The 26,539-nt window shown below is 43.8% G+C and carries 29 protein-coding genes and 2 riboswitches; of the genes, 26 read left to right on the forward strand and 3 right to left on the reverse strand.

What is annotated here, in order from left to right:
- Window positions 1–55 precede the first annotated feature (55 nt).
- From H540_RS0109165 to H540_RS0109220, 12 genes are all read left to right on the forward strand, one after another.
- Window positions 56–1,318, forward strand: a complete 1,263-nt coding sequence (locus tag H540_RS0109165) for an ATP phosphoribosyltransferase regulatory subunit (protein WP_028400382.1) — start codon at window positions 56–58, stop codon at window positions 1,316–1,318.
- Window positions 1,294–1,929, forward strand: a complete 636-nt coding sequence (gene hisG / locus H540_RS0109170) for an ATP phosphoribosyltransferase (protein WP_028400415.1) — start codon at window positions 1,294–1,296, stop codon at window positions 1,927–1,929. The genes H540_RS0109165 and hisG overlap by 25 nt, the downstream gene beginning before the upstream one ends.
- A 4-nt stretch (window positions 1,930–1,933) precedes the next feature.
- The gene (gene hisD / locus H540_RS0109175; RefSeq protein WP_028400383.1) at window positions 1,934–3,229 is read left to right on the forward strand and encodes a histidinol dehydrogenase; all 1,296 of its coding nucleotides are present in this window, start codon (window positions 1,934–1,936) and stop codon (window positions 3,227–3,229) included.
- Window positions 3,229–3,816 (forward strand): imidazoleglycerol-phosphate dehydratase HisB, encoded by a 588-nt coding sequence (gene hisB / locus H540_RS0109180; RefSeq protein WP_028400384.1) that lies wholly within the window; start codon window positions 3,229–3,231, stop codon window positions 3,814–3,816. Before hisD ends, hisB begins: the two co-directional genes overlap by 1 nt.
- A 1-nt stretch (window position 3,817) precedes the next feature.
- Window positions 3,818–4,444: an imidazole glycerol phosphate synthase subunit HisH gene (hisH, locus tag H540_RS0109185; RefSeq protein WP_028400385.1), complete on the forward strand. Its 627-nt coding sequence runs from the start codon at window positions 3,818–3,820 to the stop codon at window positions 4,442–4,444.
- Window positions 4,417–5,136 carry a 1-(5-phosphoribosyl)-5-[(5-phosphoribosylamino)methylideneamino]imidazole-4-carboxamide isomerase gene (gene hisA, locus H540_RS0109190; RefSeq protein WP_028400386.1) on the forward strand — a complete coding sequence of 240 codons (720 nt, stop codon included), beginning with the start codon at window positions 4,417–4,419 and terminating at the stop codon, window positions 5,134–5,136. Before hisH ends, hisA begins: the two co-directional genes overlap by 28 nt.
- Window positions 5,130–5,888 carry an imidazole glycerol phosphate synthase subunit HisF gene (gene hisF / locus H540_RS0109195; protein WP_028400387.1) on the forward strand — a complete coding sequence of 253 codons (759 nt, stop codon included), beginning with the start codon at window positions 5,130–5,132 and terminating at the stop codon, window positions 5,886–5,888. Before hisA ends, hisF begins: the two co-directional genes overlap by 7 nt.
- On the forward strand, window positions 5,885–6,196 hold the full coding sequence (gene hisI, locus H540_RS0109200; protein WP_028400388.1) for a phosphoribosyl-AMP cyclohydrolase: 312 nt from the start codon (window positions 5,885–5,887) through the stop codon (window positions 6,194–6,196). Before hisF ends, hisI begins: the two co-directional genes overlap by 4 nt.
- Window positions 6,197–6,207: 11 nt before the next feature.
- Entirely contained in the window at window positions 6,208–6,531 is a 324-nt protein-coding gene (gene hisE, locus H540_RS0109205) for a phosphoribosyl-ATP diphosphatase (protein WP_028400389.1), read from the forward strand.
- Window positions 6,532–6,542: 11 nt separating this feature from the next.
- Window positions 6,543–7,565 (forward strand): histidinol phosphate phosphatase domain-containing protein, encoded by a 1,023-nt coding sequence (locus H540_RS0109210; RefSeq protein WP_028400390.1) that lies wholly within the window; start codon window positions 6,543–6,545, stop codon window positions 7,563–7,565.
- A gap of 219 nt (window positions 7,566–7,784) precedes the next feature.
- Complete coding sequence (locus tag H540_RS29335) at window positions 7,785–7,967, forward strand: DUF4025 domain-containing protein (protein ID WP_051317043.1); 183 nt, start codon at window positions 7,785–7,787, stop codon at window positions 7,965–7,967.
- Between the two features lie 144 nt (window positions 7,968–8,111).
- Window positions 8,112–9,086, forward strand: a complete 975-nt coding sequence (locus H540_RS0109220) for an NAD(P)-dependent oxidoreductase (protein ID WP_028400391.1) — start codon at window positions 8,112–8,114, stop codon at window positions 9,084–9,086.
- A gap of 32 nt (window positions 9,087–9,118) precedes the next feature.
- On the opposite strand, the gene pssA is transcribed toward H540_RS0109220, so the two are convergent.
- On the reverse strand, window positions 9,119–9,820 hold the full coding sequence (gene pssA, locus H540_RS0109225) for a CDP-diacylglycerol--serine O-phosphatidyltransferase (RefSeq protein WP_028400392.1): 702 nt from the start codon (window positions 9,818–9,820) through the stop codon (window positions 9,119–9,121).
- A 161-nt stretch (window positions 9,821–9,981) separates the two neighbouring features.
- Window positions 9,982–11,865: an LTA synthase family protein gene (locus tag H540_RS0109230; RefSeq protein WP_034670667.1), complete on the reverse strand. Its 1,884-nt coding sequence runs from the start codon at window positions 11,863–11,865 to the stop codon at window positions 9,982–9,984.
- A gap of 233 nt (window positions 11,866–12,098) precedes the next feature.
- Between H540_RS0109230 and H540_RS0109235 the strand changes: the two genes are divergently transcribed.
- From H540_RS0109235 to H540_RS0109290, 12 genes are all read left to right on the forward strand, one after another.
- Window positions 12,099–12,488, forward strand: coding sequence for a DUF3888 domain-containing protein (locus H540_RS0109235; protein ID WP_028400394.1), 390 nt, complete (start codon window positions 12,099–12,101; stop codon window positions 12,486–12,488).
- Between the two features lie 194 nt (window positions 12,489–12,682).
- Window positions 12,683–12,863: riboswitch (Lysine riboswitch) on the forward strand.
- A 308-nt stretch (window positions 12,864–13,171) separates the two neighbouring features.
- Window positions 13,172–14,488, forward strand: a complete 1,317-nt coding sequence (gene lysA, locus H540_RS0109240) for a diaminopimelate decarboxylase (protein ID WP_028400395.1) — start codon at window positions 13,172–13,174, stop codon at window positions 14,486–14,488.
- A 281-nt stretch (window positions 14,489–14,769) separates the two neighbouring features.
- A complete protein-coding gene (locus H540_RS31350) occupies window positions 14,770–15,330 on the forward strand; it encodes a cysteine hydrolase family protein (RefSeq protein ID WP_051317044.1) in 561 nt (186 codons plus the stop codon).
- 313 nt (window positions 15,331–15,643) lie between these two features.
- A riboswitch (SAM riboswitch) is annotated at window positions 15,644–15,748 on the forward strand.
- A gap of 76 nt (window positions 15,749–15,824) precedes the next feature.
- A complete protein-coding gene (locus tag H540_RS31985; RefSeq protein WP_155890989.1) occupies window positions 15,825–15,968 on the forward strand; it encodes a YezD family protein in 144 nt (47 codons plus the stop codon).
- A gap of 192 nt (window positions 15,969–16,160) precedes the next feature.
- Window positions 16,161–16,856: a phosphoadenylyl-sulfate reductase gene (locus tag H540_RS0109255; protein ID WP_028400396.1), complete on the forward strand. Its 696-nt coding sequence runs from the start codon at window positions 16,161–16,163 to the stop codon at window positions 16,854–16,856.
- Window positions 16,857–16,923: 67 nt separating this feature from the next.
- A complete protein-coding gene (gene sat, locus H540_RS0109260) occupies window positions 16,924–18,072 on the forward strand; it encodes a sulfate adenylyltransferase (protein WP_028400397.1) in 1,149 nt (382 codons plus the stop codon).
- Between the two features lie 12 nt (window positions 18,073–18,084).
- A complete protein-coding gene (gene cysC / locus H540_RS0109265; protein ID WP_028400398.1) occupies window positions 18,085–18,678 on the forward strand; it encodes an adenylyl-sulfate kinase in 594 nt (197 codons plus the stop codon).
- 12 nt (window positions 18,679–18,690) lie between these two features.
- The gene (locus H540_RS0109270; RefSeq protein ID WP_028400399.1) at window positions 18,691–20,313 is read left to right on the forward strand and encodes a nitrite/sulfite reductase; all 1,623 of its coding nucleotides are present in this window, start codon (window positions 18,691–18,693) and stop codon (window positions 20,311–20,313) included.
- 9 nt (window positions 20,314–20,322) lie between these two features.
- The gene (locus tag H540_RS0109275) at window positions 20,323–20,541 is read left to right on the forward strand and encodes a DUF3906 family protein (protein WP_028400400.1); all 219 of its coding nucleotides are present in this window, start codon (window positions 20,323–20,325) and stop codon (window positions 20,539–20,541) included.
- A gap of 16 nt (window positions 20,542–20,557) precedes the next feature.
- Window positions 20,558–21,334: a uroporphyrinogen-III C-methyltransferase gene (gene cobA / locus H540_RS0109280; protein ID WP_028400401.1), complete on the forward strand. Its 777-nt coding sequence runs from the start codon at window positions 20,558–20,560 to the stop codon at window positions 21,332–21,334.
- A 1-nt stretch (window position 21,335) separates the two neighbouring features.
- On the forward strand, window positions 21,336–22,094 hold the full coding sequence (locus tag H540_RS0109285; RefSeq protein WP_028400402.1) for a sirohydrochlorin chelatase: 759 nt from the start codon (window positions 21,336–21,338) through the stop codon (window positions 22,092–22,094).
- Window positions 22,063–22,662: an NAD(P)-binding protein gene (locus H540_RS0109290; protein WP_028400403.1), complete on the forward strand. Its 600-nt coding sequence runs from the start codon at window positions 22,063–22,065 to the stop codon at window positions 22,660–22,662. Before H540_RS0109285 ends, H540_RS0109290 begins: the two co-directional genes overlap by 32 nt.
- A gap of 351 nt (window positions 22,663–23,013) precedes the next feature.
- Here the strand turns inward: H540_RS0109290 and H540_RS0109295 are convergent, their stop codons facing one another.
- Complete coding sequence (locus tag H540_RS0109295; RefSeq protein WP_028400404.1) at window positions 23,014–24,282, reverse strand: murein hydrolase activator EnvC family protein; 1,269 nt, start codon at window positions 24,280–24,282, stop codon at window positions 23,014–23,016.
- Window positions 24,283–24,753: 471 nt separating this feature from the next.
- Between H540_RS0109295 and H540_RS33090 the strand changes: the two genes are divergently transcribed.
- A complete protein-coding gene (locus H540_RS33090; RefSeq protein ID WP_155890990.1) occupies window positions 24,754–24,897 on the forward strand; it encodes a hypothetical protein in 144 nt (47 codons plus the stop codon).
- Window positions 24,898–25,171: 274 nt separating this feature from the next.
- Entirely contained in the window at window positions 25,172–26,437 is a 1,266-nt protein-coding gene (locus H540_RS0109305; RefSeq protein ID WP_028400405.1) for a cation:dicarboxylate symporter family transporter, read from the forward strand.
- Window positions 26,438–26,539: the final 102 nt, after the last annotated feature.

The following is a 26,539-nucleotide window of genomic DNA, read 5'->3' on the forward strand; positions in this document are numbered from 1 at the left end:
TCCTTTGTATCGTGTTAGTAACAACTTTCGTTTCGAAAGACAAGGGGTGTTACAGATGACAAAATGGAAACGAGCGAACCCAACTGGGACGAGGGATCTTTTATTTGAGGATAGTACCTTGCAGGAAGAGGTGGAGCAGCGGCTGCGCCGCGTATTTACCGCCCGCGGCTATGAAGAGATTCGAACTCCGACCATCGAATTTTATGACGTATTTGCCTTTCAAGATCGTCCGATTGATGAAGAGAAAATGTATAAATTTTTCGACCATCAAGGACGTATTTTAGTACTGCGCCCTGATATGACAATTCCGATTGCGCGCGTTGTCGGTTCGAGCATGATGAAGCCGCCGCTCAAGCTCACATACAGCGGTAATATTTTCCGTGCTAATAAAAGCATGACAGGAAAATACAATGAGCTGACGCAAGCAGGAATCGAAATCATCGGCATTGATAATTTGCGTGCCGAGGTAGAGTGCATTGTGAGTGCGATTACAGCGCTGCAGGCTGTCGGGGTAGCGCAGTTTAAAATTGAAATCGGACAAGTGGAGCTCTATAAATCTATCATTAAAAAGCTATCTTTAACAGAAGCGGATGAAATAATTCTTCGCGATTATATTGAAAATAAGAGCTACACTGGACTGTCTGAATTTTTAAAGAAAAAGAATTTTGATGAAACAGACGCGACCATCCGTCTTTTGCAGCGATTGCCGAGACTATTTGGCGGAATTGAAATTATCGACGAAGCGGAGCGCTTGGCAGCCAACAAAGAAATGAAGCAAGCGATAGCCCGCGTCCGCAAAATTTATGAAACAATCGAGCGATTAGGCTATGGTCATTACATTTCAGTCGATTTGGGCATGATTCAAAACCTTCAATATTATACTGGTGTAATCTTCCGCGGCTATGCGAATGATATCGGTGAAGAAATTTTAAGCGGCGGACGTTATGACGACCTTATGGGGCATTTTGGCGAACCGCTTCCTGCAGTCGGCTTGGCGCTAGAGGTTGATCAAATCGTTCGCGTATTAAAGGAACAAGCACCGCCCGCAAAGCTGGAGACTGCGGATATCCTTATTCACTATGCGCTTGAAACGATCGAAGAAGCAGAGCGTCTGCGTTCTTTACTTCTAAAAGACGGTATGAAGGCAGAATTGTCCATGTGCGAGACGCTGCAAGATTCCTTCAATTTTGCACGAAAGCATCATATCTCAAAAGTAATTGATACATCTGGCGATAAGCTTGCAGAATATGGGTGGAAAGAGAAATGGATGCTTGAGAAAGAGGGGGAAACTTCATGCGTAACGTTCAAATTGCGTTAACGAAGGGCCGGCTCGAGAAGCAGATTATCCCGGTATTAGAAAGAATCGGTATTGATTGTTCGGAGCTGAAGGAAAAAGGAAGAAAGCTCGTTTTTAAAAGTCATAATGCCAATATCAGTTTTATTCTTGTAAAGGCAGTCGATGTGCTTACGTACGTGGAGCACGGCGTGGCCGATATCGGCATCGTCGGAAAAGACGTACTGCTTGAAAACGAGAAGGAACTGTATGAAATGATTGATCTTGGCATCGGGCGCTGCAAGTTTTGTGTGGCATCGATTCCGTCATACAATCCGGACAGTTATAAAAAGAAAACGATTGCCACAAAATATCCGAACGTTGCCTCAGCGTACTTCCGTCAAAAGGGAGAAGATGTTGAGATTATTAAAATAGAAGGATCTGTTGAAATTGCGCCGCTGCTTGGATTGGCAGACGCGATCGTCGATATTGTGGAAACAGGTCAAACACTGAAGGAGAACGGTCTTATCGTGTTTGAGGAAATGCATGATATTTCCGCTCGCTTAATCGCAAACAAAGCATCTTTAAAAATGAAAAAAGACGAAATGTTCTCCATTATCGACCAGATGGAGCAAGCGCTGACGCAAAGGGGGTAATGTCATGAAGCTCTTGTACGGAAAACAGGATGTAATTTTGGCAAGCATTGAAGCGCTTCGCGAAGCGGCGAAAATTACAGAAAAAGAAGCGGCTGCCGCTGTAGAAAACATTGTGCTCGATGTAAAAGCGCACGGGGACGAGGCGCTTCGGGCATATACCGAAAAATTCGATAAGGTAACGCTGGAATCGTTTCGCGTTTCTGAGGATGCTTTTGCGCAGGCATTAGCTGTTGTGGAATCAGAATTTTTACAAGCGTTAGAGGGAGCAAAGGCAAACATCGTTTCCTATCATGAAAAGCAAAAGCGCCAAGGGTTTGTTGAAGCTGAGCAGATCGGCATTATCCGAGGCCAGCTTATTAGGCCTTTAGAAACGGTAGGGGTGTACGTACCAGGAGGAACCGCCGCATATCCGTCTTCCGTGTTAATGAATGTGCTGCCTGCCAAAATCGCCGGCGTAAAACGAATCGTGATGGTGACGCCGCCTCATAAAGACGGCGTGAATCCTTACATTTTGGCTGCTGCAAAGATTGCCGGGGTAGACGAGGTATACAGCATTGGCGGAGCGCAGGCTGTCGCTGCTCTTGCATACGGAACGGAAACGATTCCGCGCGTCGATAAAATTGTTGGGCCGGGAAATATGTATGTCGCTTTGGCAAAACGAGCTGTATTCGGCGATGTAAACATCGATATGATTGCAGGACCTTCAGATATATTGGTGATTGCCGATGAAACAGGAAACGCTAAATACATCGCGGCAGATCTTCTTTCCCAGGCGGAGCATGATGTAAATTCTGCGGCCATTCTTGTTACAACAGACGAGGCATTGGCGAAGGAAGTACAACGCGAAGTAGAAAGACAGGCGGAGGAGCTTCCGCGCAAGGACATTGCGAAAGCATCCATCGAGCGAAACGGCGCCATTATTGTCGTTGACACACTAGATGAAGCGTTCGAAGCGGCCAACGCCATCGCACCTGAACACATGGAGCTTCATGTGAAAGAACCGATGATGGCGCTCGCAAATGTAAAGAACGCAGGCTCCATTTTCTTGGGACCGTATGCGCCAGAGCCGCTCGGCGATTATTTTGCCGGTCCGAATCACGTGCTGCCGACAAGCGGGACGGCACGCTTTTTCTCTCCGCTGTCGGTTGATGATTTTATTAAAAAATCAAGCTTTCTTTCATATACAAGAGAAGCGCTGTATGCGGTGAAAGATCAAATTGTAGTATTGGCAGAAAAGGAAGGCTTGCATGCGCATGCCAAATCCATTCAAATCCGGTTTGAAGAAAGTGAGGAAAAATAATGGCCCGTACAGCAGAATTGTCACGCACAACGACGGAAACGGATATTCAAGTGTGGGTGGATTTAGATAATCAAGAAGAAGTGAGCATAGAGACAGGGGTCGGCTTTTTCGATCATATGCTTACCTTATTCGCTAGGCACGGACGCATCGGATTGAAGGTGAAAGCAAACGGCGATTTACACATTGACTCTCACCATACGGTAGAGGACGTCGGGATCGCCATTGGCGCTTGCATAAAAGAAGCGCTGGGCGACAAAAAGCAAATCAACCGATATGGAACTTCTTATGTACCGATGGATGAAGCGCTCGGATTTGTATCGCTTGATATAAGCGGACGTCCGTTTTTAGTGTTTGACGCAGAGCTCAAAAACGATAAGCTCGGCAATTATGATACGGAGCTGACGGAGGAATTTTTCCGTGCAATCAGCTTTAACGCAGGTATCACGCTTCATGCCCGTGTTTTATATGGAAGAAATACGCATCACAAAATTGAAGCGCTGTTTAAAGCATTCGGGCGCGCTATGCGGGAAGCGGTAGAAATCAATGAAAAAATTACGGGCGTAAATTCCACGAAAGGACTGCTGTAAGATGATTGCGATTATCGATTATGGAATGGGCAACCTGCGCAGCGTATCCAAAGCGCTGGAGCATGTCGGTGTGGAATATGTGATTACAGATAATCCCGAAATCATCAGGAGCAGCGAAGCGATCGTGCTGCCGGGTGTGGGCGCTTTTCCGAAAGCGATGAAGGAATTGGAGGAACGCGGTCTCATCTCCCTGATTCGCAAGGAAGCCGAAACGGGAAAGCTGATTTTAGGGATATGCCTAGGCATGCAGCTTTTATTTGAAGCAAGTGAAGAAATAGAGTTTACAAAAGGTTTAGGTCTGCTGCCTGGAACTGTACGTAAAATTCCGGCAGGGCGCAAAATTCCGCATATGGGCTGGAACAATTTGCAGCAGAAAAAAGAGGCCGCGCTGCTGAACGGTTTACAGGACGAATCCTATGTGTATTACGTTCACTCCTTCTATGCGGATTGTCCTGCAGATGTTGTGGATGCCGGCAGCGACTACGGTGTGTTCGTACCTGGTGTCGTATCGAAAGGAAATATTTTCGGCGCGCAATTTCATCCGGAAAAAAGCAGTGAAGTCGGTTTAAAAATGTTAGAAAACTTTAAGGAGTTGGTCATATGCTCATCTTCCCGGCAATCGATTTAAAGAACGGCCGCTGTGTCCGTTTATATCAAGGACAATTTCAGCAAGAAACAGTCGTGAACGAAAATCCTCTTGAGCAAGCTGTTGTATTCGAAAAACTGGGGGCAAAGGTCCTTCACTTAGTGGATTTGGACGGTGCGCTCGAAGGGAAGCCGACAAATCTTCCTGTAATTGAACAAATCGCAAAAACGTTAAGCATTCCTGTTCAAGTAGGGGGCGGAATCCGTTCTATTGAGACGATCGAGACGCTTCTTTCTGTTGGCGTTGCCCGTGTCATTATCGGTACGGCTGCCCTGTTGAACCCTGCATTCCTGCAAGAAGCGCTCGAAAAATACGGCGAACGTATTGTTGTCGGTATTGACGCGAAAGACGAGCATGTTGCGACACGCGGCTGGCTTGATGTATCAGATGTTCATTATATTGCGCTTGCGAAGCAAATGGAGAAGATGGGCGTCAAAACGATTGTGTTTACGGATATTTCCCGGGACGGCACGCTGGCCGGGCCGAACTTCGAGCAATTGCAAGCATTGCAAGAGGCTGTTTCTGTACAAATCGTTGCATCCGGCGGCGTAAGCTCCATGGATGATATTAAACAATTGAATGAAATGAACCTATACGGCGTCATTACCGGAAAGGCATTATATGAAGGCAAAATTGCGCTCGAAGAAGCTCTGCAGGCGGTGGAAGTATGTTAACGAAGCGCATCGTTCCTTGTTTGGACGTAAAGAACGGCCGCGTCGTAAAGGGAATTAACTTTGTCGGTCTTACAGATGTAGGAGATCCCGTTGCGATTGCAGCTGCCTATAATAAAGCAGGCGCGGATGAGCTTGTATTTTTGGATATTACCGCAACGCATGAAGGGCGCAAAACGATGGTTGATGTAGTGGAGCGCACAGCTGCTGAGGTGTTTATTCCTTTGACGGTCGGCGGCGGTATCGGCACAGTTGAAGAAATGTACAATTTGCTTCGCGCCGGTGCAGATAAAATTTCCGTAAACTCCGCAGCGGTCCGTAATCCGCAGCTTATCGCTGACGGAGCAGAGCGTTTCGGGGCGCAATGTATCGTTTTGGCAATCGATGCAAAAAAAGTGGCGGACAAAAAGTGGAACGTATTTGTGAACGGCGGCCGCATCGATACAGGGCTGGACGCAGTGGAATGGGCAAAGAAAGCGGAGCAGCTTGGCGCCGGTGAAATCCTGTTAACAAGCATGGATGCAGACGGCACGAAGGCAGGCTATGATTTAGAATTGACAGAGGCTGTATCGCAAGCCGTTACCATTCCCGTTATTGCGTCCGGAGGCTGCGGCAATAACGCGCATATTGTGGAAGTGTTCCAAAAAACAACAGCGGATGCGGCGCTGGCTGCGTCCATTTACCACTACGGGGAAACGACGATTGCCGAAACGAAGCAGGAACTGAAGGAAGCGAATATCGAGGTGAGACTATGAAGCCGGATTTTGCAAAGGGAGACGGTTTAATTCCTGCAGTTATCATTGATGATAAGACAAACGATGTGCTGATGCTTGGATATATGAATGAAGAGTCTTATGCTAAAACGCTGGAAACAAAAACGACGTGGTATTTTTCTCGCTCCCGCAATCGTCTGTGGAATAAGGGAGAAACGTCCGGTCACTTTCAGCACGTGAAGGAAATGTATTTGGATTGCGACCAGGATACGATTTTGGTGCGCGTGGATCAAATCGGACCGGCGTGCCATACAGGAAGCCGTACGTGCTTTTTCACAAAAGTATTGTAGGAGGAGAAGCCATGACAAATATATTGCGTGAACTCTATGAGGACATACAAGACCGCAAAGCAAATCCCACTGAAGGCTCTTATACAAACTATTTGTTTTCCAAAGGAGAAGACAAGATTTTGAAAAAAATCGGTGAAGAGTGTACGGAAGTCGTAATCGCGGCAAAGGGCACGAACCGAGAAGAGCTTATCAGCGAGCTGATGGATTTAACGTATCACTGTTTAGTATTAATGGCGGAAAAGAATGTTTCATTAGAAGAGCTTGAAGAGGAAGCGAAACGCCGCCGCGGCAAGCTGTCAAAAGTCGGAGACCGAAAAGAAATCGATACGCTGTAGGGGGAGAGACCGTGAGAGTAGACTATCACCTTCACTTAGAAGAGGGACCGTATTCACTGCGCTGGCTGGACCGAACGAATCGAGCGCTGCAGCATTTTATGCCTGTTGATGCGCCTAAGCATTCCTTAGAGTGGCTGAAGCAGTCTAAAGAGCTGCTTGCAGAACGTTTGGAAAAAGGCGCATTTTCTCCGTTTTGGATTGACTTATATTTGGAAGAGGCGCTGCGCAAAGGCTTAAAAGAAGTCGGCATCGTTGATCATTTGTACCGTTTTACAGAAGCAAGAGAGTACTATTACCGCTATGTCGATATTAGCGATACAGATCTCGGCCGCTTGCAAAAGGAATGGCTCGATCAAGTGATGATGGAATCCATTGAAAATTTTACGGCGGCGATTGAAGAAGCAAAAGAACGCTGGGCAAAACGCGGCATTACACTGCGTCTTGGTCTGGAAGCGGATTATTTTGCGGGCGGAGAGGAAGAGCTGGCAGAGCTCTTAAAGCTTGGGAACTGGGATTATGTAATCGGCTCCGTGCACTTTACAAGTACTGGCTGGGGCTTTGATAATCCGGACACGCAAGAGCGTTTTAAAGGACAAGATCTTCCTAGTTTATATGAAAAGCACTTTGCTTTAGTGGAACGTGCAATACGCTCCCAGTTATTTGATTTCGTGGCTCATTTGGACAATATGAAGGTATTCAATCATCGTCCAGATGAAAATACGCTTCTAGGCAATTATGAGCAAATTGCCAAAGCCTTGCTTGAAAGCAACGTGGCGACAGAAATCAATGCCGGGTTATATTACCGCTATCCTGTTAAAGAAATGTGCCCGAGTCCGCTGTTTTTGAGCGTTCTTGCCAAATATCGTGTTCCTGTCACAGTTTCTTCTGATTCGCATTATCCGGATGATATCGGCAGTTATGTAGCACAAAACGTTGAGACATTGATTCGTCACGGCTTTACAGAGGTGGCAACATTCGAAAAACGAAAACGTATCATGAAGCCGCTAGAGCAGCCGGTGCTGACAAACGGATAATATTTCCAATAGTGAAATGCCACGTTTTGCCCACACTATGACTGAAGCGTCATAAAGTGAAACTTCCATCAGTGGGGGACTTTTATCCCTCGCTGATGGTTAGTTGAACCAATCAGGACTTTACGGGCAGTTATCTCCCGCTTAAACTTCTTCGAATAGTCTAAGTTTTGAAGTGGAGGATTTTACTGCGCGTTAAGGCGTGATAAAGGAGGCATTTCCATGAACAAAGACCAATATAAAGATCCCGATAAATTGACGAATTTCCATTACGGTTCCGAAAAAGATCATGAAACAGCTCAGGCATCTTCTTATGAAGATCAGTCTGTTATACAAGAGCAAATAAGCGATACGGTCGCAGAAGGCACAATCGATGTAAAGTTAAAGCAAAAAAATCGTAAATAATCCCCTTGCATGGGGATTATTTTTTATGCGATTTATAATTTCATGTCATGTATTGGAAGCAGATTACTTGTCATCACATTAAAAAATTTCTTACAATAATTAAAAAACGTTTATAAAGGGCGAAGACAGAAAGGATGCAGATGTATGGCGAAAATTTTAGTAGCAGGAAACATACCAGAGATCGGATTAGAGCTGCTGGAGCATCACGAAGTGGAAGTGTATGAAGGAGAAGGCCTGATTAGCGAGCAGGAGCTTCAGGAGCGTTTGCAGGGTAAAGATGCATTGCTCAGTCTGCTTTCCACAAAGGTGACAAAGGAAACGATTGAGCGTGCCTCAAATTTAAAAATCATCGCAAACTATGGCGCCGGGTTCGATAATATCGACTATAAATATGCTGCTGAAAAAGAAATTCCGGTTACAAACACCCCCCAAGTATCGACAGAGGCAACGGCAGAGCTGACTTTTGCGATTTTGTTGGCAGCTGCCCGCCGCATTCCAGAAGGAGATGAATTATGCCGCACAACCGGGTTCCAAGGATGGGCGCCGTTATTTTTTTTAGGACGCGAAGTGTACGGCAAAACAATCGGAATCATCGGGCTTGGAGAAATCGGAAAAGCAGTTGCAAAACGGGCGAAAGCATTCGGTATGCACGTTGTATACACAGGACCGAACCGAAAGATGGAAGCAGAACAAGAACTGGACGCATGGTACGTGTCTCTTGAAGAATTGCTGCAAATGTCTGATTTTATCGCGATCAACTGTGCTTATAAACCTGCGCTGCATCATATGATTAGCACGGAGCAATTTCACATGATGAAAAAGACAGCTTATTTGATCAATGCAGCACGAGGGCCGATTGTAGACGAGAAAGCGCTTGTGGACGCACTTACAAACGGAATCATTGAGGGGGCGGCGCTTGATGTGTTCGAATTTGAACCGAGCATTACAAAAGAGCTGAAATCTCTGCGCAATGTTGTGCTGACGCCGCATATTGGAAATGCCACAATTGAAACGCGCGATGCAATGGCAGAGCTGGCAGTACGCAATATTTTAAGCGTTTTAAAAGGTGAAAATCCGCTGACGCCTGTAAATACGCCAAAAGCAGCCGTTTTTAAATAATACAAAACCCCCGCATCGACGGGGGTTTTGTATTATTCGTTTTTTTCGTTCTTTTTGTCAAAATGGCGCTGACGCAAAAATTGAGACAGCATATAGACAACGTACAGCGGAATTGCAATGAATAAAAATTCAGGAATGTTACCGAATTTTCTTTGATACATTGTCAAAATGACTGCAATCAAGAATAGTGTAACGATAATGCTATACTTCGGAAGCGGCACATCTTTTAGACTTGGAATTTGAATGCGGCTGACCATCAGAAACGAAAATCCCACGAACAGCGTAATGAGCACAATGTGCGGAATGTGCGGAAACAGCGTCAAGAACGCCATAATGCCGCCTGCTGCTGTAATCGGAACGCCTGTGAAGTATTTTAAAGACGCAGATGTCGGAGTTACATTAAAGCGTGCCAATCTGTAGGCGCCGAATAATGGAAACAATGCCGCTATGTATAAGCCGATAAGGCCGTATTTTGAAAATGAAGTGTAGTACATTAAGAGTGCAGGCGCCGCTCCGAAGGTTACAACATCAGCCAGAGAATCCAGTTCTTTGCCGAGCGGAGAGTCCACTCGCAGCAAACGGGCGATACGTCCGTCCAAGCTGTCTAGCATCATGCCGATCAATACTAAAATGGCAGCAGATTTGTAATGCCCCATCGAAGCATAGCCGATAGATAAAAATCCGCTGTATAAGTTTCCGAGAGTAAATAAGTTCGGAATAGCTGCTCTGTACAAAATAGGATCCCTTGCTTTCTTTTTTAAATTCTTCCTTAGTGTATGAAAGTGCGTCTTTTTTATCATACCATAAAATGCTAATAATTGTGGCGGAAAATTTCCTTTTCTAAAGGAGAAGCGAACAAAAAAGCAGCCCTCTTTCGGTAAAAGAGGACTGCTTTTTATTCGAAGACAGTGGTCATAGTGCCTGTTTTATGTTTATTATTTGCAGCAAAACGAAGCAAATCTCCATAGATAAGTTTATCCGAATAATTCAGCTCCGCTTTTGCTTTTTCTGCATACGGTTTGCATATTGCTTCATCCGTCGGCAGACTGGTATTTTTGTCATAGCAAATGCTTTTCGTATAAATATAATCTTTCGTGATGAAGCTGCCGTCACGCATGACTGTCATCGGATCTTTTTCTTCCGCGAACAAATCCGTTCCGAATTCTGTATGGTTCTTTGTTTTTACGCCGAGAAGGTGAAGAAGAGTCGGCTTTACATCAAGCTGTCCGGATACTTTCGAAATGGTTTTTCCCGTTTGTCCCGGAATGTGAATGATGAACGGCACACGCTGCAGTTGAATTGTATCGAATGGTGTGATTTCTTCTTTCCCCAAAAATTGCGCCATTGCGAGATTATGGTTTTCGGAGATGCCGTAATGATCGCCGTAAATGACAATTATAGTATTTTCGTACAGGCCTTCTTCTTTTAAACGTTTTACAAAATATTTAATGGCCTCATCCGTGTAGCGTACCGTCGGAAAATAGCGGTTTACAATGGGACTTTGTGAGTTATATTCATCAATATAACGATCCTTTGGTTCAAGCGTAAATGGAAAATGGTTTGTCAGTGTAATGAACTTTGTATAAAAAGGCTGCGGCAAAGATTTTAAATGTTCAATGGATTGCTCGAAAAAGTCTTTATCCTTTAAGCCCCAGCCGACAGAGTTTTGTTCTGTGCCGGTAAAGTCGATTTGGCTGAAAAAGCGGTCATAGCCAAGGGACGGGTACATCAAATCGCGATTCCAAAACGTTTTGTCATTGGAATGGAACACGGCTGAATAGTAGCCGTAATCCTTCAGAAGCTCTGGAGTTGCCGTGTATTCATTATTCGGATGCGTAAAGAATACAGATCCGCGGTCGAGCGGATAAAGTGAGTTTTCAATAATAAACTCCGCATCTGACGTTTTTCCTTGCCCTGTTTGATGATAAAAATTGTCGAAATAATAGCTTTCTTTTACGAATTGATTTAAAAACGGCGTAATTTCTTTTCCGTTCACTTTTCGGTTCAAAACAAAGCTTTGCGTAGACTCCATGGAGATGACCACGACGTTTTTTCCTTTTGCGCTGCCAAACAGTTGATTGTTAACGTGTTTATCCTTTGATTTCACATAGTTTTCGATTTCTACGAACTTGTTGCTGCTTGCAAATGCGCGCTGTGCAGAAGATTTTGATTGCAGCGCTATATCATATAGATGGTAGTTGTATAAGCCGAGATTTTTCACTACCATTTCTCTATCAAAAGAACGCGTGAATAGAGAAGGCTTATGAAGCTCCGCTACTGTCAGATTAACAAGGAAAATGGAGGCAACAACTAAATAAAAAGCCGATTTTTCCGTACGTGTCAAAGCAGCGGTCGAAAAATGCTTCGGAAGCATACGAAGCAGCACCCATAGGATGATAACGTCTCCAAACATGAGAAAAGTCTTGTATGTTAAAAGCTCGCGGATGCTCGTTCCGAGGTCTGCCATATTATTTGTCTGAAATAATACCGGAAGCGTTACAAAGTCATTAAAAAAGCCGTAAAACACAGCATTGCTGAACAAGATGACAGATAAAAGAATGCTGATGCCGAAAACGAGACGATTGCGGTGCTTTTCAGTAAACAAAGCAAGACCGATGAAAAATAAAAGCGAGCTCACAGGACTTATAAATAAAATGATTTCATCCATGGTATTTTCGATTTTTATATCAAAAGCGAGCTTATATACAATGTATGTCTTTAACCATAAAAGAACGACTGCCAAAAGTACGAATCTGATTTTTGGAAATAGGCTGTTCATTGCTATCTTCTCCCCCTGCACGGCTTGTCTCTAAAAAGGTAGTCCTTTTAATATATGTAAGGTAAGAAACAGGATATTCTTCCCTATTCAGTATAGTAGAGAACGCTATCCGTTGCATCTATTTTCTTCACTGTATGTACTATTATATAAAAAGAATTTTATGCCTGAGGTTTCATTCGTTAGAGTGAAAAACATTGGGCAGGGTACAATAGGGGGAGATGCGGAGGGATCCTATGAAGACAATTTTATGTGCGATTTTATTCAGTGCTAGTTTGTTTTTTCATCCGGCTGCAGCGCAGCAGTCTCCCGTTTTGCTTGAAGACGCGCTGTATTCCGTGCTGTTTCCGCAAATCAACAAAGCCATCGAGAAGCAGTACGGCGAGGAAAAAAAGTATGATTGTCCGAAAATTATAAGCATGAAGAAGGTATATAGCGGTACATACGTTTTTCGAACAACGATTGAAATCATTAAATTCGAGCAGCGGCCGGGGGAGAAGCCGCGGCCGCCTTTTGACCGAGTGATGATTACCTTTAATAATGAAGACGGGGAATGGACAGTTCAAGCAATCAAGGTGCAGCGTCTTCCTGACAGTACGAAACTCAATTGCAGAAAGCCTGTATAGCGTAGCGGGAATTTCGCTGCGCTTATATCATGGCGTACTGAAGCATATATTAGGAAATGGTTTTATAAAAAATCAATCTTTTAAATAAATATACAACAAAAACACAAAAAATTGTTTGACAAACCCGTTTTTCATCTGTTATCGTTAAAAACAACATGAAACATTTGAAAACCGAATACGATAGCCTCATCTTATCTCAGTATAGAGGTTGCGACATTTAAGAGTAGTTTGTGTGAGATCTTGTGGGATCGAAGACCGCAGCACGAAAGGAAAGGTCGCCGAAGTGAAGGAGCCGCCGCAAAGCTGTTTTACTGGGCTTGCATTGAATAAATGCAAGACTGTCACAAGCGAACCTTGTGGAGTACTATTGGAGATGTTGATGCGGTTTCTTAAGAAAAGATTATGAATATCTATTCTGACGTTTTGTCATTTTCTCAAGAAACGCGTGTGAACATTGTTCCGCGCGTTTTTTTTGTTTAGATATGTTTAAATCCGCCGGCTAGTTTCTGCAACTGAACAAGCCGGCTCCGTTTTTCGGTGATGTCTAACTCCGCCGGCTAGGTGCTGCCACCTAAGAACCTCCGCCACAAAAAAGCAAAAAGCGCTTTTTAGGGCAGAGAACCTTAGGTTCTGCACCTGAGCAAGCCGGCTCCGTTTTTCTTATTTAAAAAGGAGGAATTGAAATGTATTTACATGGAACGAGCCGTATTAATGAACAAGGACACTTAGAAATTGGAGGCTGTGACACAACTGAGCTGGCGAAAACATACGGAACGCCGCTTTATGTATACGATGAAACACTGATGAGAGAGAAATGCCGCGCTTACAACCAAGCATTTCAGGAAAGCGGCTTTTCTTATCAAGTTGCATATGCAAGCAAAGCATTCTTGTGCCTGGAAATGAGCCGTTTGGCTGCAGAAGAAAATATGTCGCTGGATGTTGTTTCAGGCGGAGAGCTGTACACGGCGCTACAAGCAGAGTTTCCGGCAGAGCGCATTCACTTTCATGGCAATAACAAAACAGAAGCAGAACTGATTATGGCGCTGCAAGCGGATATCGGCTGCTTTGTTGTAGATAACTTCTTTGAACTTGAAATACTTCATGATTTGGCAAAGGAATACGGAAAAATCGTTAATGTGCTGCTTCGCGTTACGCCAGGAGTAGAAGCTCACACACACGAGTACATTACAACAGGACAAGATGATTCCAAATTCGGCTTTGGCATTTCCAGCGGCCAAGCGCTGCAGGCGATGAAAATAGCGCTTTTAAAGCCGCACTATAATGTGCTGGGCGTTCATTCCCATATTGGTTCGCAAATTTTTGAAACGGACGGCTTTGTCCGCGCGATTGAAGTATTGGGGACTTTCTTAGAAAGCGTGCGAACGGAAACAGGTCATGCTATGAAAATTTTGAATCTCGGCGGAGGCTTCGGGATCCGTTATACAGAAGGAGATACGCCGCTTCCGGTTGCCAACTACGTAAAAGAGATGACGGATGCAGTGAGAGAACAATTCACAAAACGAGAGTATCCGCTTCCGGAAATTTGGATTGAACCGGGCCGCAGCATTGTCGGCGATGCTGGTACTACGCTTTATACGATTGGTTCAATTAAAGAGGTGCCAGGAATTCGCAAGTATGTGGCAGTGGACGGCGGCATGACAGATAATATTCGTCCCGCGCTCTACAATGCTTCTTATGAGGCGATGCTGGCAAACCGCGCTTATGAAGAGCCGGAAGAAACAGTGTCCATTGCAGGCAAATGCTGCGAAAGCGGAGATATGCTTATTTGGGATTTGAAGCTTCCTACAGTTGCATCTTGGGATTTATTGGCAGTTTCCTGTACAGGCGCTTACAACTATTCAATGGCCAACAACTACAATCGCATTACGCGTCCGGCAGTTGTATTTGTAAGAGATGCGCAGGCTCATGTAGTCGTAGAAAGAGAAACATTTGCGGATCTTGTGAAAAACGATCGCGTCCGCACAAAGGAGTTTGTATGAAGGAGCCGTATATAACGGCTCTTTTTTTGTAGGAGTAAGAAAGTATATGTTTTTAAATTCCCTAGCTGAACGAGCCGGTTGCGCTTTTCTTAGTGTCCAGCTCCACCGGCAAGGCGCTGCCACCTAAGAACCTCCGCCGCAAAAAAGCAAAAAGCGCTTTTTAGGGCGGAGAACCTTAGGTTCTGCGCCTGAACGAGCCGGTTGCGCTTTTCTTGTAGGCACGCATTGTGCGTATGATAAATATACTGAAAGGAGAGAGGTCTGAAAAGGGGGACAAACAGATGGGGCATACAGCCTTGCTTGTAATGGGCATGCAAAATGACTTTATAGGAGAAGGGGCTATATTCCCGTTTGGAAGTATGCGGGTTGCGCGATTGCTGGAGACGGTTAATAAGACGATTGAAAAAGCAAACCGGCGTGATATGGAGATCGTTTATATCGTAAATGAATATTCGCATATAGATTGGATCGGGAATTGGAAACGAAACGGAGCAGCACAAGAGGGAACGGAAGGTGCGGGGCTTGACGTCCGGATTCAGCTTGTAAATGATGTTATATTCTCAAAAAGATTTAACAATGCTTTTTCAAATGACAGATTAATCGTACATTTAAAGCAGCTTCGTGTCCGTCATATCATAATTGCAGGCGTATTTGCGGGAACGTGTGTGTATCGTACGGCCTTAGATGCAAAACGGCGCGGATATCAGGTGACGGTCATACGGGACGGGATTGAAGACAGGACAGTGAAGGAAAAGGAAGAGAAGCTTTTACAGTTACAGAAAAACGGTATTTCTGTTTCGTTGTATGAGGATATCCGATGGCCGCATGAGAAAGGCTCCTGAATATGATCAGGAGCTTTTTCAAGTAGGCAAGAAAGATAAACTGAGACCAGCTTTTTCCTAACCCGCTTTCTGCACCTGTAATGATAACCGCTTGCCTTCTATATACGAGTGAATTATAATTTCGACATGTCCATGTAGGCAGTTTGACTAATATGTAAAAACAATTATTAATTATGTGAACCATTATAACGAATACATATTTTAGTTCTATTGTAAAATAATGCAAGCCCTTTATAAAAAATATTAAAAAATAAAAAACTTATCGGAAAAGTGGGATTGAAAAAATTCTGAATTATGATAAAATGAAATAAATCACTTATCCAGAGCGGCGGAGGGAACTGGCCCGACGAAGCCCGGCAACCTGCGATTGGCAAGGTGCTACTTCCAGCAAAATGGAACCCATTTTGAAAGATAAGGTAAAATAGTTACCTCAACAGTCTTTTCGAAATGGAAAAGATTTTTTTTGTTTATAAAGATACAAAGGGGGGACTGTTGTGGTAGCAGAAGAGCAATTCCAAGTCGTTATTGAAAAAATCAAAGCGATGCTTGGTGAAATGAAATTCGGATCTATTACACTTGTTGTGCAGGACGGAAAAGTCATTCAGCTTGAAAAAAACGAAAAAGTACGCTTAAAGTAAAGTGAAACTTCATCAGCGAGCGGTTTTGGCGCTGGTGTTAGTTGAATCAATCAGGCTCTTAGCGTCCGTTCTGTTCATTGAAGAACAGAACGGACGGTTAGAGCGTGGCAAAAGCGCTGACTAAAGAAACTAGAGGCGGTCTTATCCCCCTAGGTTAAGATCGCCTTTTTTGTTGGAGAGGAGAGAAAATACGTGATTACGTACGAGACATGGGAAAATACATTTCCTTCATTTTCGGATCATGATGAAACAAAAGGCGCTCTTTCTGTATTGCGATGGGCATATGAGCATTACGGAGATGAAATTGTGTATGCGTGCAGTTTTGGGATAGAGGGTATCGTTCTCATTGATCTCATCAGACAAGTAAAACCGGATGCAAAAATTGTATTCTTGGATACGGGTCTTCATTTCAAAGAAACGTATGAGGTCATTGAAAAAATAAAGGCACGCTTTCCGAAGCTGCAAATTGAAATGAAGCAGCCGAAATTAAGCGTAGAGGAGCAGGCAAAGGTTCATGGCCCTGAGCTGTGGAAGACAAATCCGAATGCGTGCTGTGACATGAGAAAAATCCAGCCGCTTCATGAAGCGCTCGGACAAGGAAAAGCATGGATTTCCGGCTTGCGGAGAGAGCAATCGCCAACGAGGCAGAATACTGAGTTTTTCAATCAGGATCATAAGTTTCATTCTGTTAAAGTTTGTCCGCTCATTCATTGGACGTGGAAGGAAGTTTGGCGTTATGTGTATAAACATAAGCTTCCTTATAACATTTTGCACGATCAAGGATATCCGAGCATCGGCTGCGAAATGTGCACACTTCCGGCAGACGGCAACGGCCGTGACGGCAGATGGGCCGGGTCGAATAAAACGGAGTGCGGTCTTCATCAATAATTTTATTAAGTATAATTCCGAGTATATCGGTTTGATAACAATAATATAAAAACAGGGGGAAAAGAAAATGAGTAATATTCCAGCTCATGGAGGAAAACTTATCAATCTAGTAAATGAGGCATATAGCACTTCTCATATCCAAAAGGAGATCGAATTGGATGCAGTGGCGTTAAGCGATTTGGAGCTGATTGCAGTCGGTGCGTACAGCCCGCTTACTGGCTTTTTGACAAAAAAAGATTATGACTCTGTTGTAGAAAACATCAGATTGGCGGACGGGACAGTCTGGAGTATCCCGATCACATTGGCGGTTACAGAGGAAAAAGCGGAAGAGCTGCAGCTTGGCGAAGAAGTTCGCCTCGTAAAGGACGGCGTCACATACGGGGTGCTGCTTGTAGAGGATGTGTATGTGCCGGATAAGCATAAAGAAGCACAGCATGTATATCAAACAACAGATGAGGCGCATCCGGGCGTCAAAAGAGTATTGGAACGACCTTCTGTCAACGTAGGCGGAAAAATTGTGCTTGTGAAACGTATCCCAAAAGACAAATTTGCGTCTTACCGTTTAGATCCAATTGAAACGCGCCAAAAGTTTCAAGAGCTTGGATGGAAAACGGTGGTTGGCTTCCAAACGCGAAACCCTGTACACAGAGCGCATGAATATATTCAGAAAGCGGCTTTAGAAGTGGTGGATGGGCTGTTTCTTAACCCGTTGGTAGGCGAAACGAAATCCGATGACATTCCAGCTGATGTTCGAATGGAAAGCTATGAAATTCTTCTTGAAAACTACTATCCAAAGTCCCATGTATTTTTAGCAGTATTCCCAGCAGCAATGCGTTACGCTGGACCGCGTGAGGCAATTTTCCATGCGATGGTACGTAAAAACTTCGGCTGTACTCATTTTATTGTGGGGCGCGATCATGCTGGAGTCGGCAACTATTACGGCACATACGATGCGCAGAAGATTTTCTCAAACTTTACAGCAGAAGAACTGGGAATTACACTGTTTTTCTTTGAACACAGCTTCTACTGCACAAAGTGCGAGGCTATGGCTTCTTCTAAGACATGTCCGCACGGAGCAGAAGATCGCGTGATTTTATCCGGAACAAAAGTACGGGAAATGTTGCGAAACGGAGAGCTTCCTCCAAGCACATTCAGCCGAAAAGAAGTAGTCGAAGTATTAATTCGCGGCATGAAACAGCAGCCTGTAAATGTATAAGGAGGAAGAAAGATGAGCACAAATATCACTTGGCATCAAGCATCTGTCTCAAAAGAAGAACGACGTACACAAAAAGGAAACCATAGTTTTGTTCTTTGGTTTACCGGTTTGTCTGCTTCCGGCAAATCGACTCTTGCAAACGCGGTGGCACGCCGCTTGTTTCAGCAAAATATTGACAACTATGTGCTGGACGGAGATAATATCCGCCACGGCCTTAATAAAGATCTTGGATTTTCTGAAGAAGATCGCACGGAAAACATTCGCCGCATCGGCGAAGTTTCCAAGCTTTTTGTAGACAACGGAACGATTGTATTGACAGCCTTTATTTCTCCATTTCGTACGGATCGTTCGCAAGTGCGCGACATTTTGGGAGAAAACGAGTTTATCGAAGTGTTCGTGGATTGCCCGATTGACGAATGCGAAAAGCGGGATCCAAAAGGGTTATACAAAAAGGCACGTGACGGACAAATTAAGCAATTTACGGGAATCGATTCTCCGTATGAAGCGCCGGAACATCCGGAATTAACAATTCATACTCATCTTTATACTATTGAGCAATGTGCGGAACAAGTTATACAGCACCTAAAAGAGAAGAGCTTCATATAAGGAGGAGAACGGATGTCTTACACCAAGGTATGGGCAGATAATCTTAAATTAAACGCAACAGAACAAAAGAAGCTGCAAAAAGATGGCCTTGAGATTTTTAAAGATATTCCATACTATGCTGAGAATGGATTTGACTCCATTCCGAAAGATGAATGGGATTTATTCAAATGGGCAGGTCTTTACTTGCAACGCCCGAAAGAAGACGGCTATTTTATGATGCGTGTTAACATTCCATCAGGTATTTTGACAAATGAGCAAGTTGAAGCAATAGCTTCAATCGGCAGGGATTATGGTCGCGATGTAGTTGATATCACAACACGCCAAGCTATCCAATTCCACTGGCTGCGCATTGAACACATTCCTGATATTTTTAACCGATTAAACGCTGTGGGTATGTCAACTGCAGGAGCGTGCGGTGATATTACGAGAACGATTGTTGGAAATCCGCTTGCAGGAATTGATCCGAACGAGCTTTTTGATACAACACCTATCGTAAATGAAGTATATGAGTTTTTCCAACATAATGAAGAGTTTTCAAACTTACCGCGTAAATATAAGATGTCCATTAGTACAAATGTATATAATGCGGCAAATGCAGAGATTAACTGTGCTTCCTTTACACCTGCAACAAAGGAAATTGCTGGGGAAACAGTTCTTGGCTTTCATGTGAAAGTCGGCGGTGGATTATCTGCACGCCCATTCTTGGCGCAAACATTGAACTTATTCGTTCGTCCTGAGCAAGTAAAAGAGGTAGCAATTGCAATTACAACTATTTTCCGTGACTATGGTTACCGTGAAAAACGTCATCTTGCACGTTTGAAATTCTTGATGGCGGATTGGGGTCCAGAGAAGTTTACAGAAAAGGTATTAGAATATACTGGTCCGCTTCCTGAAAAAGGCGAGGATGCAGTTAAGGGCTGGAATGCCGGCTATTTCTATGGTGTACATCCACAAAAACAAGAAGGCTTACATTACGCTGGTTTTAACGTTCCGGTTGGCCGTTTAAGCGCGGATGAATTTTTCGAGATTGCTAGAATTGCAAAACAATACGGAAATGGCGAAGTTCGTACATGTAACTCTCAAAACTTTATTATTCCAAATGTGCCTGCTGAGAACGTAGAGTCTCTTCTGCAAGAGCCATTATTCCAACGTATTAAAGAAAAGCCGCAATCATTTATCGGTCATGCTGTTTCCTGTACAGGTATTGAATATTGTAATCTGGCGCTTGTGGAAACAAAAGAACGTCTTCGCCGTATTGCGGAATATTTAGATGAACAGCTTACACTGGATGTTCCAGTTCGTTTTCATATGGTTGGTTGTCCAAATTCATGCGGACAACGTCAAATTGCTGATATCGGATTGCAGGGCGTTAAGATGAAAACAAAAGATAAAGGCATGGTTGAAGCATTTGAAATTTACGTAGGTGGTACACTACTAGGTGATGGAGCATTTAACGAAAAGTTAAAAGGGAAATTTGACGGTGAAGATCTTCCAAACGTGCTTGTAGCCTTTTTAACAGCCTTTAAAGAACAAAAGCTCCTAGGCGAATCATTTTATGAATTTGTTGGCCGCGTAGGCTTAGAGCATCTGCAAGCAACACTTGATCAAGCTGCAGTGGAAGTTGTTGTTTCGTAGGAGGAATTCATGGAATTATATCGATTTGAAGTTGTGGCAAGCGGAGAAGTGATTCATGTTGTCATTGCTGCTTCCAGTGAAGAACAGGCATTTCGACTTGTTGAAGTGGAGCTTGAGAAGTACTTTTTACGCTTGCCGGAAATTGAAGAAATTACTTTATACGAAAAGAAAAAGATTCACAAAGGCGCAGGCTTTGTGATTTATGAACAAGAAAACATCTTGAAATAGAAGCGAGGGGAACGGTGTGGGTAAGGTATACATTGTCGGGGCGGGACCAGGAGATCCGGATTTGATTTCTGTAAAAGGGCTGAAGTGCATTCAGCAGGCGGATGTGATTTTATATGACCGCCTTGTCAATAAAGAGCTATTGGAGCACGCAAAGCCGAACGCGGATTTGATTTATTGCGGCAAGCTTCCGAACTACCATACGATGCAGCAGGAAACGATCAATGCGTTTCTTGTGAAGCATGCGAAAAAAGGGAAGGTTGTGACTCGTTTAAAAGGCGGCGATCCATTCGTCTTCGGACGGGGCGCAGAGGAAGCGGAAACATTAGCGCAAAACGGAATTCCGTTTGAAATCATCCCGGGCATTACGGCCGGTATCGCCGCTCCTGCATATGCGGGCATACCTGTGACGCACCGTGAAGCAAGCGCAAGTTTTGCCATTGTAACAGGACATCGGAAAGCAGGCGCAGAAGAGGAAACGAAGTGGGAGAGCCTTGCCAAAGGCATTGATACACTTGCTATCTACATGGGAGTAAGCAATCTTCCGTACATTTGCGGTCAATTGATCCGTTACGGCAAGAGCGAACATACGCCCGTTGCTCTTGTGGAATGGGGAACAACGGCAAATCAGCGTACCGTAACAGGAACGCTCGGAACGATTGTAACGATTGCACAAAAAGAAGAAGTGCAAAACCCAAGCATGATTGTCGTTGGGGAAGTTGTGCGCTTTCGTGAGAAAATTCAATGGTTTGAGCAGTCATTGTCGACATCGTGCTATGTAAGTGAGGCGTTTTAATATGCAGGCAGTATTGTATGTTTGTCATGGAAGCAGAGTGAAGGAAGCGTGCGAGCAAGCACGCTTCTTTGTTACACAGTGCATGGAAAAGGTTGATGCGCCGATTCAAGAGGTATGCTTTCTGGAATTGGCGGAGCCGTCCATTGCAGAAGGGTTTGCCGCGTGTGTGGAGAAAGGTGCGACGCATATTGCGGTAGTGCCTGTTTTATTGCTGACGGCTGTGCATGCAAAAGAGGATATTCCGCAGGAACTGCAAGCTGTGCAGCGCGAATATCCGCATATTGCTGTTACGTACGGCCAGCCGCTTGGCGTGCATGAGCAAATCATTCCGATTTTGCTGGAGAGAATCAAACAGGAACGAATCGGAGAGGACGCGATGGTGCTGCTTGTTGGAAGAGGCAGCAGCGATCCGGATGTGAAAAGGGATATGCGGCAAATTGCGGACTTGCTGCAGGCTTTTTATCCTTTTCAAAAAGTCGACATTTGCTTTTTGGCGGCCGTGGACCCGAATTTCGAAGAGGGCCTTGCGAAGTCCCTGACATACGGATATAAGCAAGTGTTCGTCGTACCTTATTTGTTGTTTACAGGTATACTCATGAAAGGGATGGAGCGAACTATCCGGCGTTTCGGGCGCGAAGAACTGATTTTATGCTCCTATCTCGGATATCATCCAAACTTGCAGAACGTTCTGGCCGAAAGAGCGGCAGAAGCTATAAAGGGGGAAGTGTATGTATCCGATTACGCTGCGTATCGAAGGTAAGAAAGCCGCTATCGCAGGCGGCGGAAAAATTGCATATTTCAAAATCGGGCCTCTCCTTGAAGCGGGTGCCGATGTGACTGTCATCAGTCCGGAGATTGACAGAAAGATTCAGGAGCTTGTTACATCCAGGCAAGTAAAATGGGTGCAAAAAGAATATGAGCGAGCGGATGTCGAAGATGCGTTTCTCATCATTGCAGCTACCGACAACAAGGAAATCAATGAGCGCATCGAGGAAGAAGCGGGGGAAAATCAATTGGTGAACGTCATCAGCGATCCGACGCGAGGCAATTGTCATTTTCCGGCAGCTTTGAAGCAGGGTAAGCTGCTCATTGCCGTATCGACTGGAGGCGCAAGCCCGAAGCTCGCCAAGCAGATACGCAATGAGCTAAAGAACGTGTATGATGAAACGTATGAAGAGTATCTGGAGTTTTTGAACGAGTGCCGCGTGCAAATCAAAAGGCTGAATTATGATAAAGCGGCCCGCCATAAATTGCTGCAGCAGATTCTGCAGGACGAGTACCGGACATCCGTCAAAAAAAGAATCGAATTTTTAAATAGTTTGGTGTGAAAAGTGCTATTAGAAAATAGCACTTTTTTCATTTTCATAGTATGATGGAATTCGTTTCCATATATGAGTGAATGATAAATTCGACATGTCCATGTGCTATGTGCAACCAAAAGGGAGGATTGCATGCTTCTTCTCTCTGGTTTACCCTTGCATGAACCACTGCAAAGGGTTGACCGCTTCTGCACGTCGCCGGATGATCTCTCCCCACTATAAACGGTTTTTTTATTCACTTGTATATAGTTTGACGTATGGTTTTCCTGCTTAAATATATTATGCCGATGTGAGTATTGTTTTTTGAATGTATTGGTAGTTATATAAGAAACCCTCTGCTTTTGGGCAGAGGGTTTGCTTTTATTGTATATACGGAAGCGGGTCAACGGCATTGCTTTTAGCCGCGTTCCACTCGCCTATATGAATTTCAAAGTGCAAATGCTGACCTTCTGATTGGCCTGTATTGCCCATTAGACCGAGCTGCTGGCCTTGTTGTACTGTTTGTCCCTCTGAAACCAGTCTGTTTTGCATATGCGCATAGACCGTTGTATATGTTTTTCCATTTATGAGATGAGAAATGAATACAACATTTCCGTAGCTGCTGGATAAGTAAGAACGAATGACGACTCCGCTTGCAGCCGCTACAATAGGAACATTTCCGCTTGCGGCAATGTCCTGACCATAATGCATGCGGCCTTCGCGAGGTCCGAATCCAGAAGAAAAATGTCCGTTTGCAGGTTTAATAAAGCCGCTCGTATTCGCTGCCGGCGGAGTGCTCATGCTGTTAGAGGAACCGGAAGATGTATTTCCAGACGGCTTAGATGCCGCTGCTGCTTTTTCCGCTTCAGCTTGCTTTGCAGCTTCAGCTTTTGCACGCTCTTCCGCTGCGATATTCTGCTGCACAGCTTGTCTTTGCGCTTCTAAAATCGATTTTGCTTCTTCCGCGCTTTCAATTTCAGAGTCTGTTTGTGAGAGCTTAGCGTTTAATTGTTGTAAAACCTTTTGTTCTTCCTGTTTATTTGCCTCAAGCTCCTGCTTCTTTTTGTTCAATGTTTCTTCATATTTCTTTAAATCAGTTTCTTTTGCTTCTACTGCTGCTTTTTCTTCCTCTACAGCCTTTTGGTCTCTAGCTTGTTCTTTTAAAATGTCATTATCGGAGTTTAAGATAAGGTTGACTGAGTATAAGTTTTCAAGCAGTTCCGCAATGTTTTCTGCGTTTACGAGAACGTCTGTAATTAAGTTTGTGCGAGGTTGTTCTTGGACAGTTTGCAAACGCTGTTTAATTACTTCCTGCCGCTTTTCTATTTGCGCTTGCAAATAAGCGATATGATCTTTCTTCTTTTGAATTTCTTCTTCGGTTTTGCGAATTTCTTCTTGCGTTGCGTTTAAATCCTTTTCGTTATTCGTGATTGAGGCATTTAATTCGTCCAGCTTTTTCTGCAATGATTGAACGTCCTGTTCGATTTGCGTTTTTTCCTGCTTTTTTCCTTGCAGCTCCTGCTGTTTGCCATTTAGTTCGGATTCAATGTTGTTAAGTTTGTTTTGATTGCTTTCTGCATAAGTAAACGCAGGAGAAGCCAGAAGCGCCCCTGCAGCAACTAGATTCATAATTGTTATTTTCTTAGTCATGAATATGTAACTCCTTTCCCTACCGTAACTTATATACCATATACAGAAAGGAGAATCTATTATTTTAACAAAGTGTAACGAGAATTTAATATTATCTTAGTATTTCCATGGGATTTAATAAAATGGATAGGAAAAACAAGGGGTGTAAGGGTGAAGGAGGGGATTTCAAAAAGTGATGTTTTTATAAGTATAATATATTTATAATAAAAAGAAAATGAATTTGACCTATTTCATATGATTGCATATGATAAATGTATAAATTAGGAAAGGGATGAACTTTGGAGCGATGGACAATTAACCTATTCTCGATCAAAACGAATATACATTCATTTTGTTCCGGACAGGATAGGTCTGCCCTTTTTTGGGGATGTTCATGCTTATAAAGTTCATGCCGTACGTGCAGTATGCTTATTTGCGTATGACTTTATTGGGAAGCTATCCTCTCTGGGACGTATCAGGGAGGTTTTTTTAATGTTATTAATAGAAGTTTATGATTTGCAGGCGCAGATCGGCGAGAAAGTGCTGTTTAAGCTGCCGCATACAAAAGTGTATAGAGGAGACCGGATAGGGATTATAGGAAAAAACGGAGCCGGCAAGACCTGTAATAGTAAATAATGTAAATGGAAATAGCAATAGTACTTTCAAAATTCGTGTTGGAACGACAGTGATCGGCAATAAAAACAAGGGGTGATGCACCTCTTGTTTTTATTTGTCGAGGTAATAAATTTTTATTAATATAATATTTATGATATTGTCAGATTGTAAGTTTTCCGTTATGATATTTTTTGAGGGGTAAGAGATTGAATAATCTCACAATATATCGCAATAGTAGAAATATTTCTACTATTATGGGAAAATAGCAGTTTAACACATCAAGAGGGGGTTCACTATGAAAAAATTGGGATTAGCTTGGCAAATTCTAATCGGTCTCGTTGTAGGTATTGCTGTCGGCGCTGTATTTTACGGAGAAGCGTCCGTTGTTACTTACTTAAAGCCGATTGGCGATATTTTCATTCGTCTGATTAAAATGATTGTTGTTCCGATCGTTGTATCCAGTATCGTAGTAGGCGTTGCCGGTGTAGGCGACATCAAGAAACTAGGAAAACTCGGCGGCAAAACCATTTTGTACTTTGAAATCATTACCACGATTGCAATTGCTGTAGGACTGCTGATTGCAAATGTAACTCAGCCTGGATCTGGCGTGAATATGAGTCATTTGAAAAAGACAGATATTTCTGTATATGTAGGCGCAACTGAACAAGTAAAGGGTCATTCTATAGCTGATACTTTTGTAAATATTGTACCGACAAATATTATTGATTCATTGGCAAAAGGCGATATGCTTGCCATCATTTTCTTCTCTGTTTTATTTGGACTTGGCGTAGCGGCAATCGGCGAAAAAGGAAAGCCTGTTCTTCGTTTCTTCCAAGGCGTTGCAGACGCGATGTTTTATGTAACAAACCAAGTGATGAAGTTCGCTCCGTTCGGCGTATTTGCACTTATTGGCGTAACGGTTTCTAAGTTTGGTGTTGGATCGCTTATCCCTCTAGGAAAACTAGTAGTAGTAGTATACGGTGCTATGATCTTCTTCGTTGTCGTAGTACTAGGCATCGTAGCGAAAATAGCAGGAATTAATATTTTTCAATTTATGAGAGTGTTAAAAGACGAACTGATCCTTGCTTACTCTACAGCAAGCTCAGAGGCGGTTTTACCAAAAATCATGGAGAAGATGGAGAAGTTCGGATGTCCGAAAGCCATCGCGTCCTTCGTTATTCCGACAGGTTATTCCTTTAACCTGGACGGCTCAACACTGTATCAAGCAATTGCGGCTATTTTCTTAGCGCAAATGTACGGTATCCATTTGTCGATTTCCCAGCAAATCACACTTATGCTCGTATTGATGCTTACTTCTAAAGGGATTGCCGGCGTACCGGGCGTGTCCTTCGTTGTATTATTGGCAACGCTTGGTTCTGTAGGTATTCCTCCGGAAGGACTGGCGTTCATCGCGGGTATCGACCGTATCCTTGATATGGCTCGTACGGCTGTAAACGTAGTCGGAAACTCTTTGGCTGCGGTTGTTATGTCCAAATGGGAAGGACAATACGACCAAGCAAAGGGTGAAGAATATTTAAATGAAGTAAAACAAGCATCTTAATAATGAGAGGACCTCACGCCTTCGCGTGAGGTCTTTTTGTGTGCAAGCAATACGTTTTTTGGTTCTGCAGAAGGCTCCGCTTTTCGTGATGTCCAGCACCTG

The sequence above is a fragment of the Ectobacillus panaciterrae DSM 19096 genome (assembly GCF_000430785.1).
Classification (GTDB): Bacteria; Bacillota; Bacilli; order Bacillales; family Bacillaceae_G; genus Ectobacillus; species Ectobacillus panaciterrae.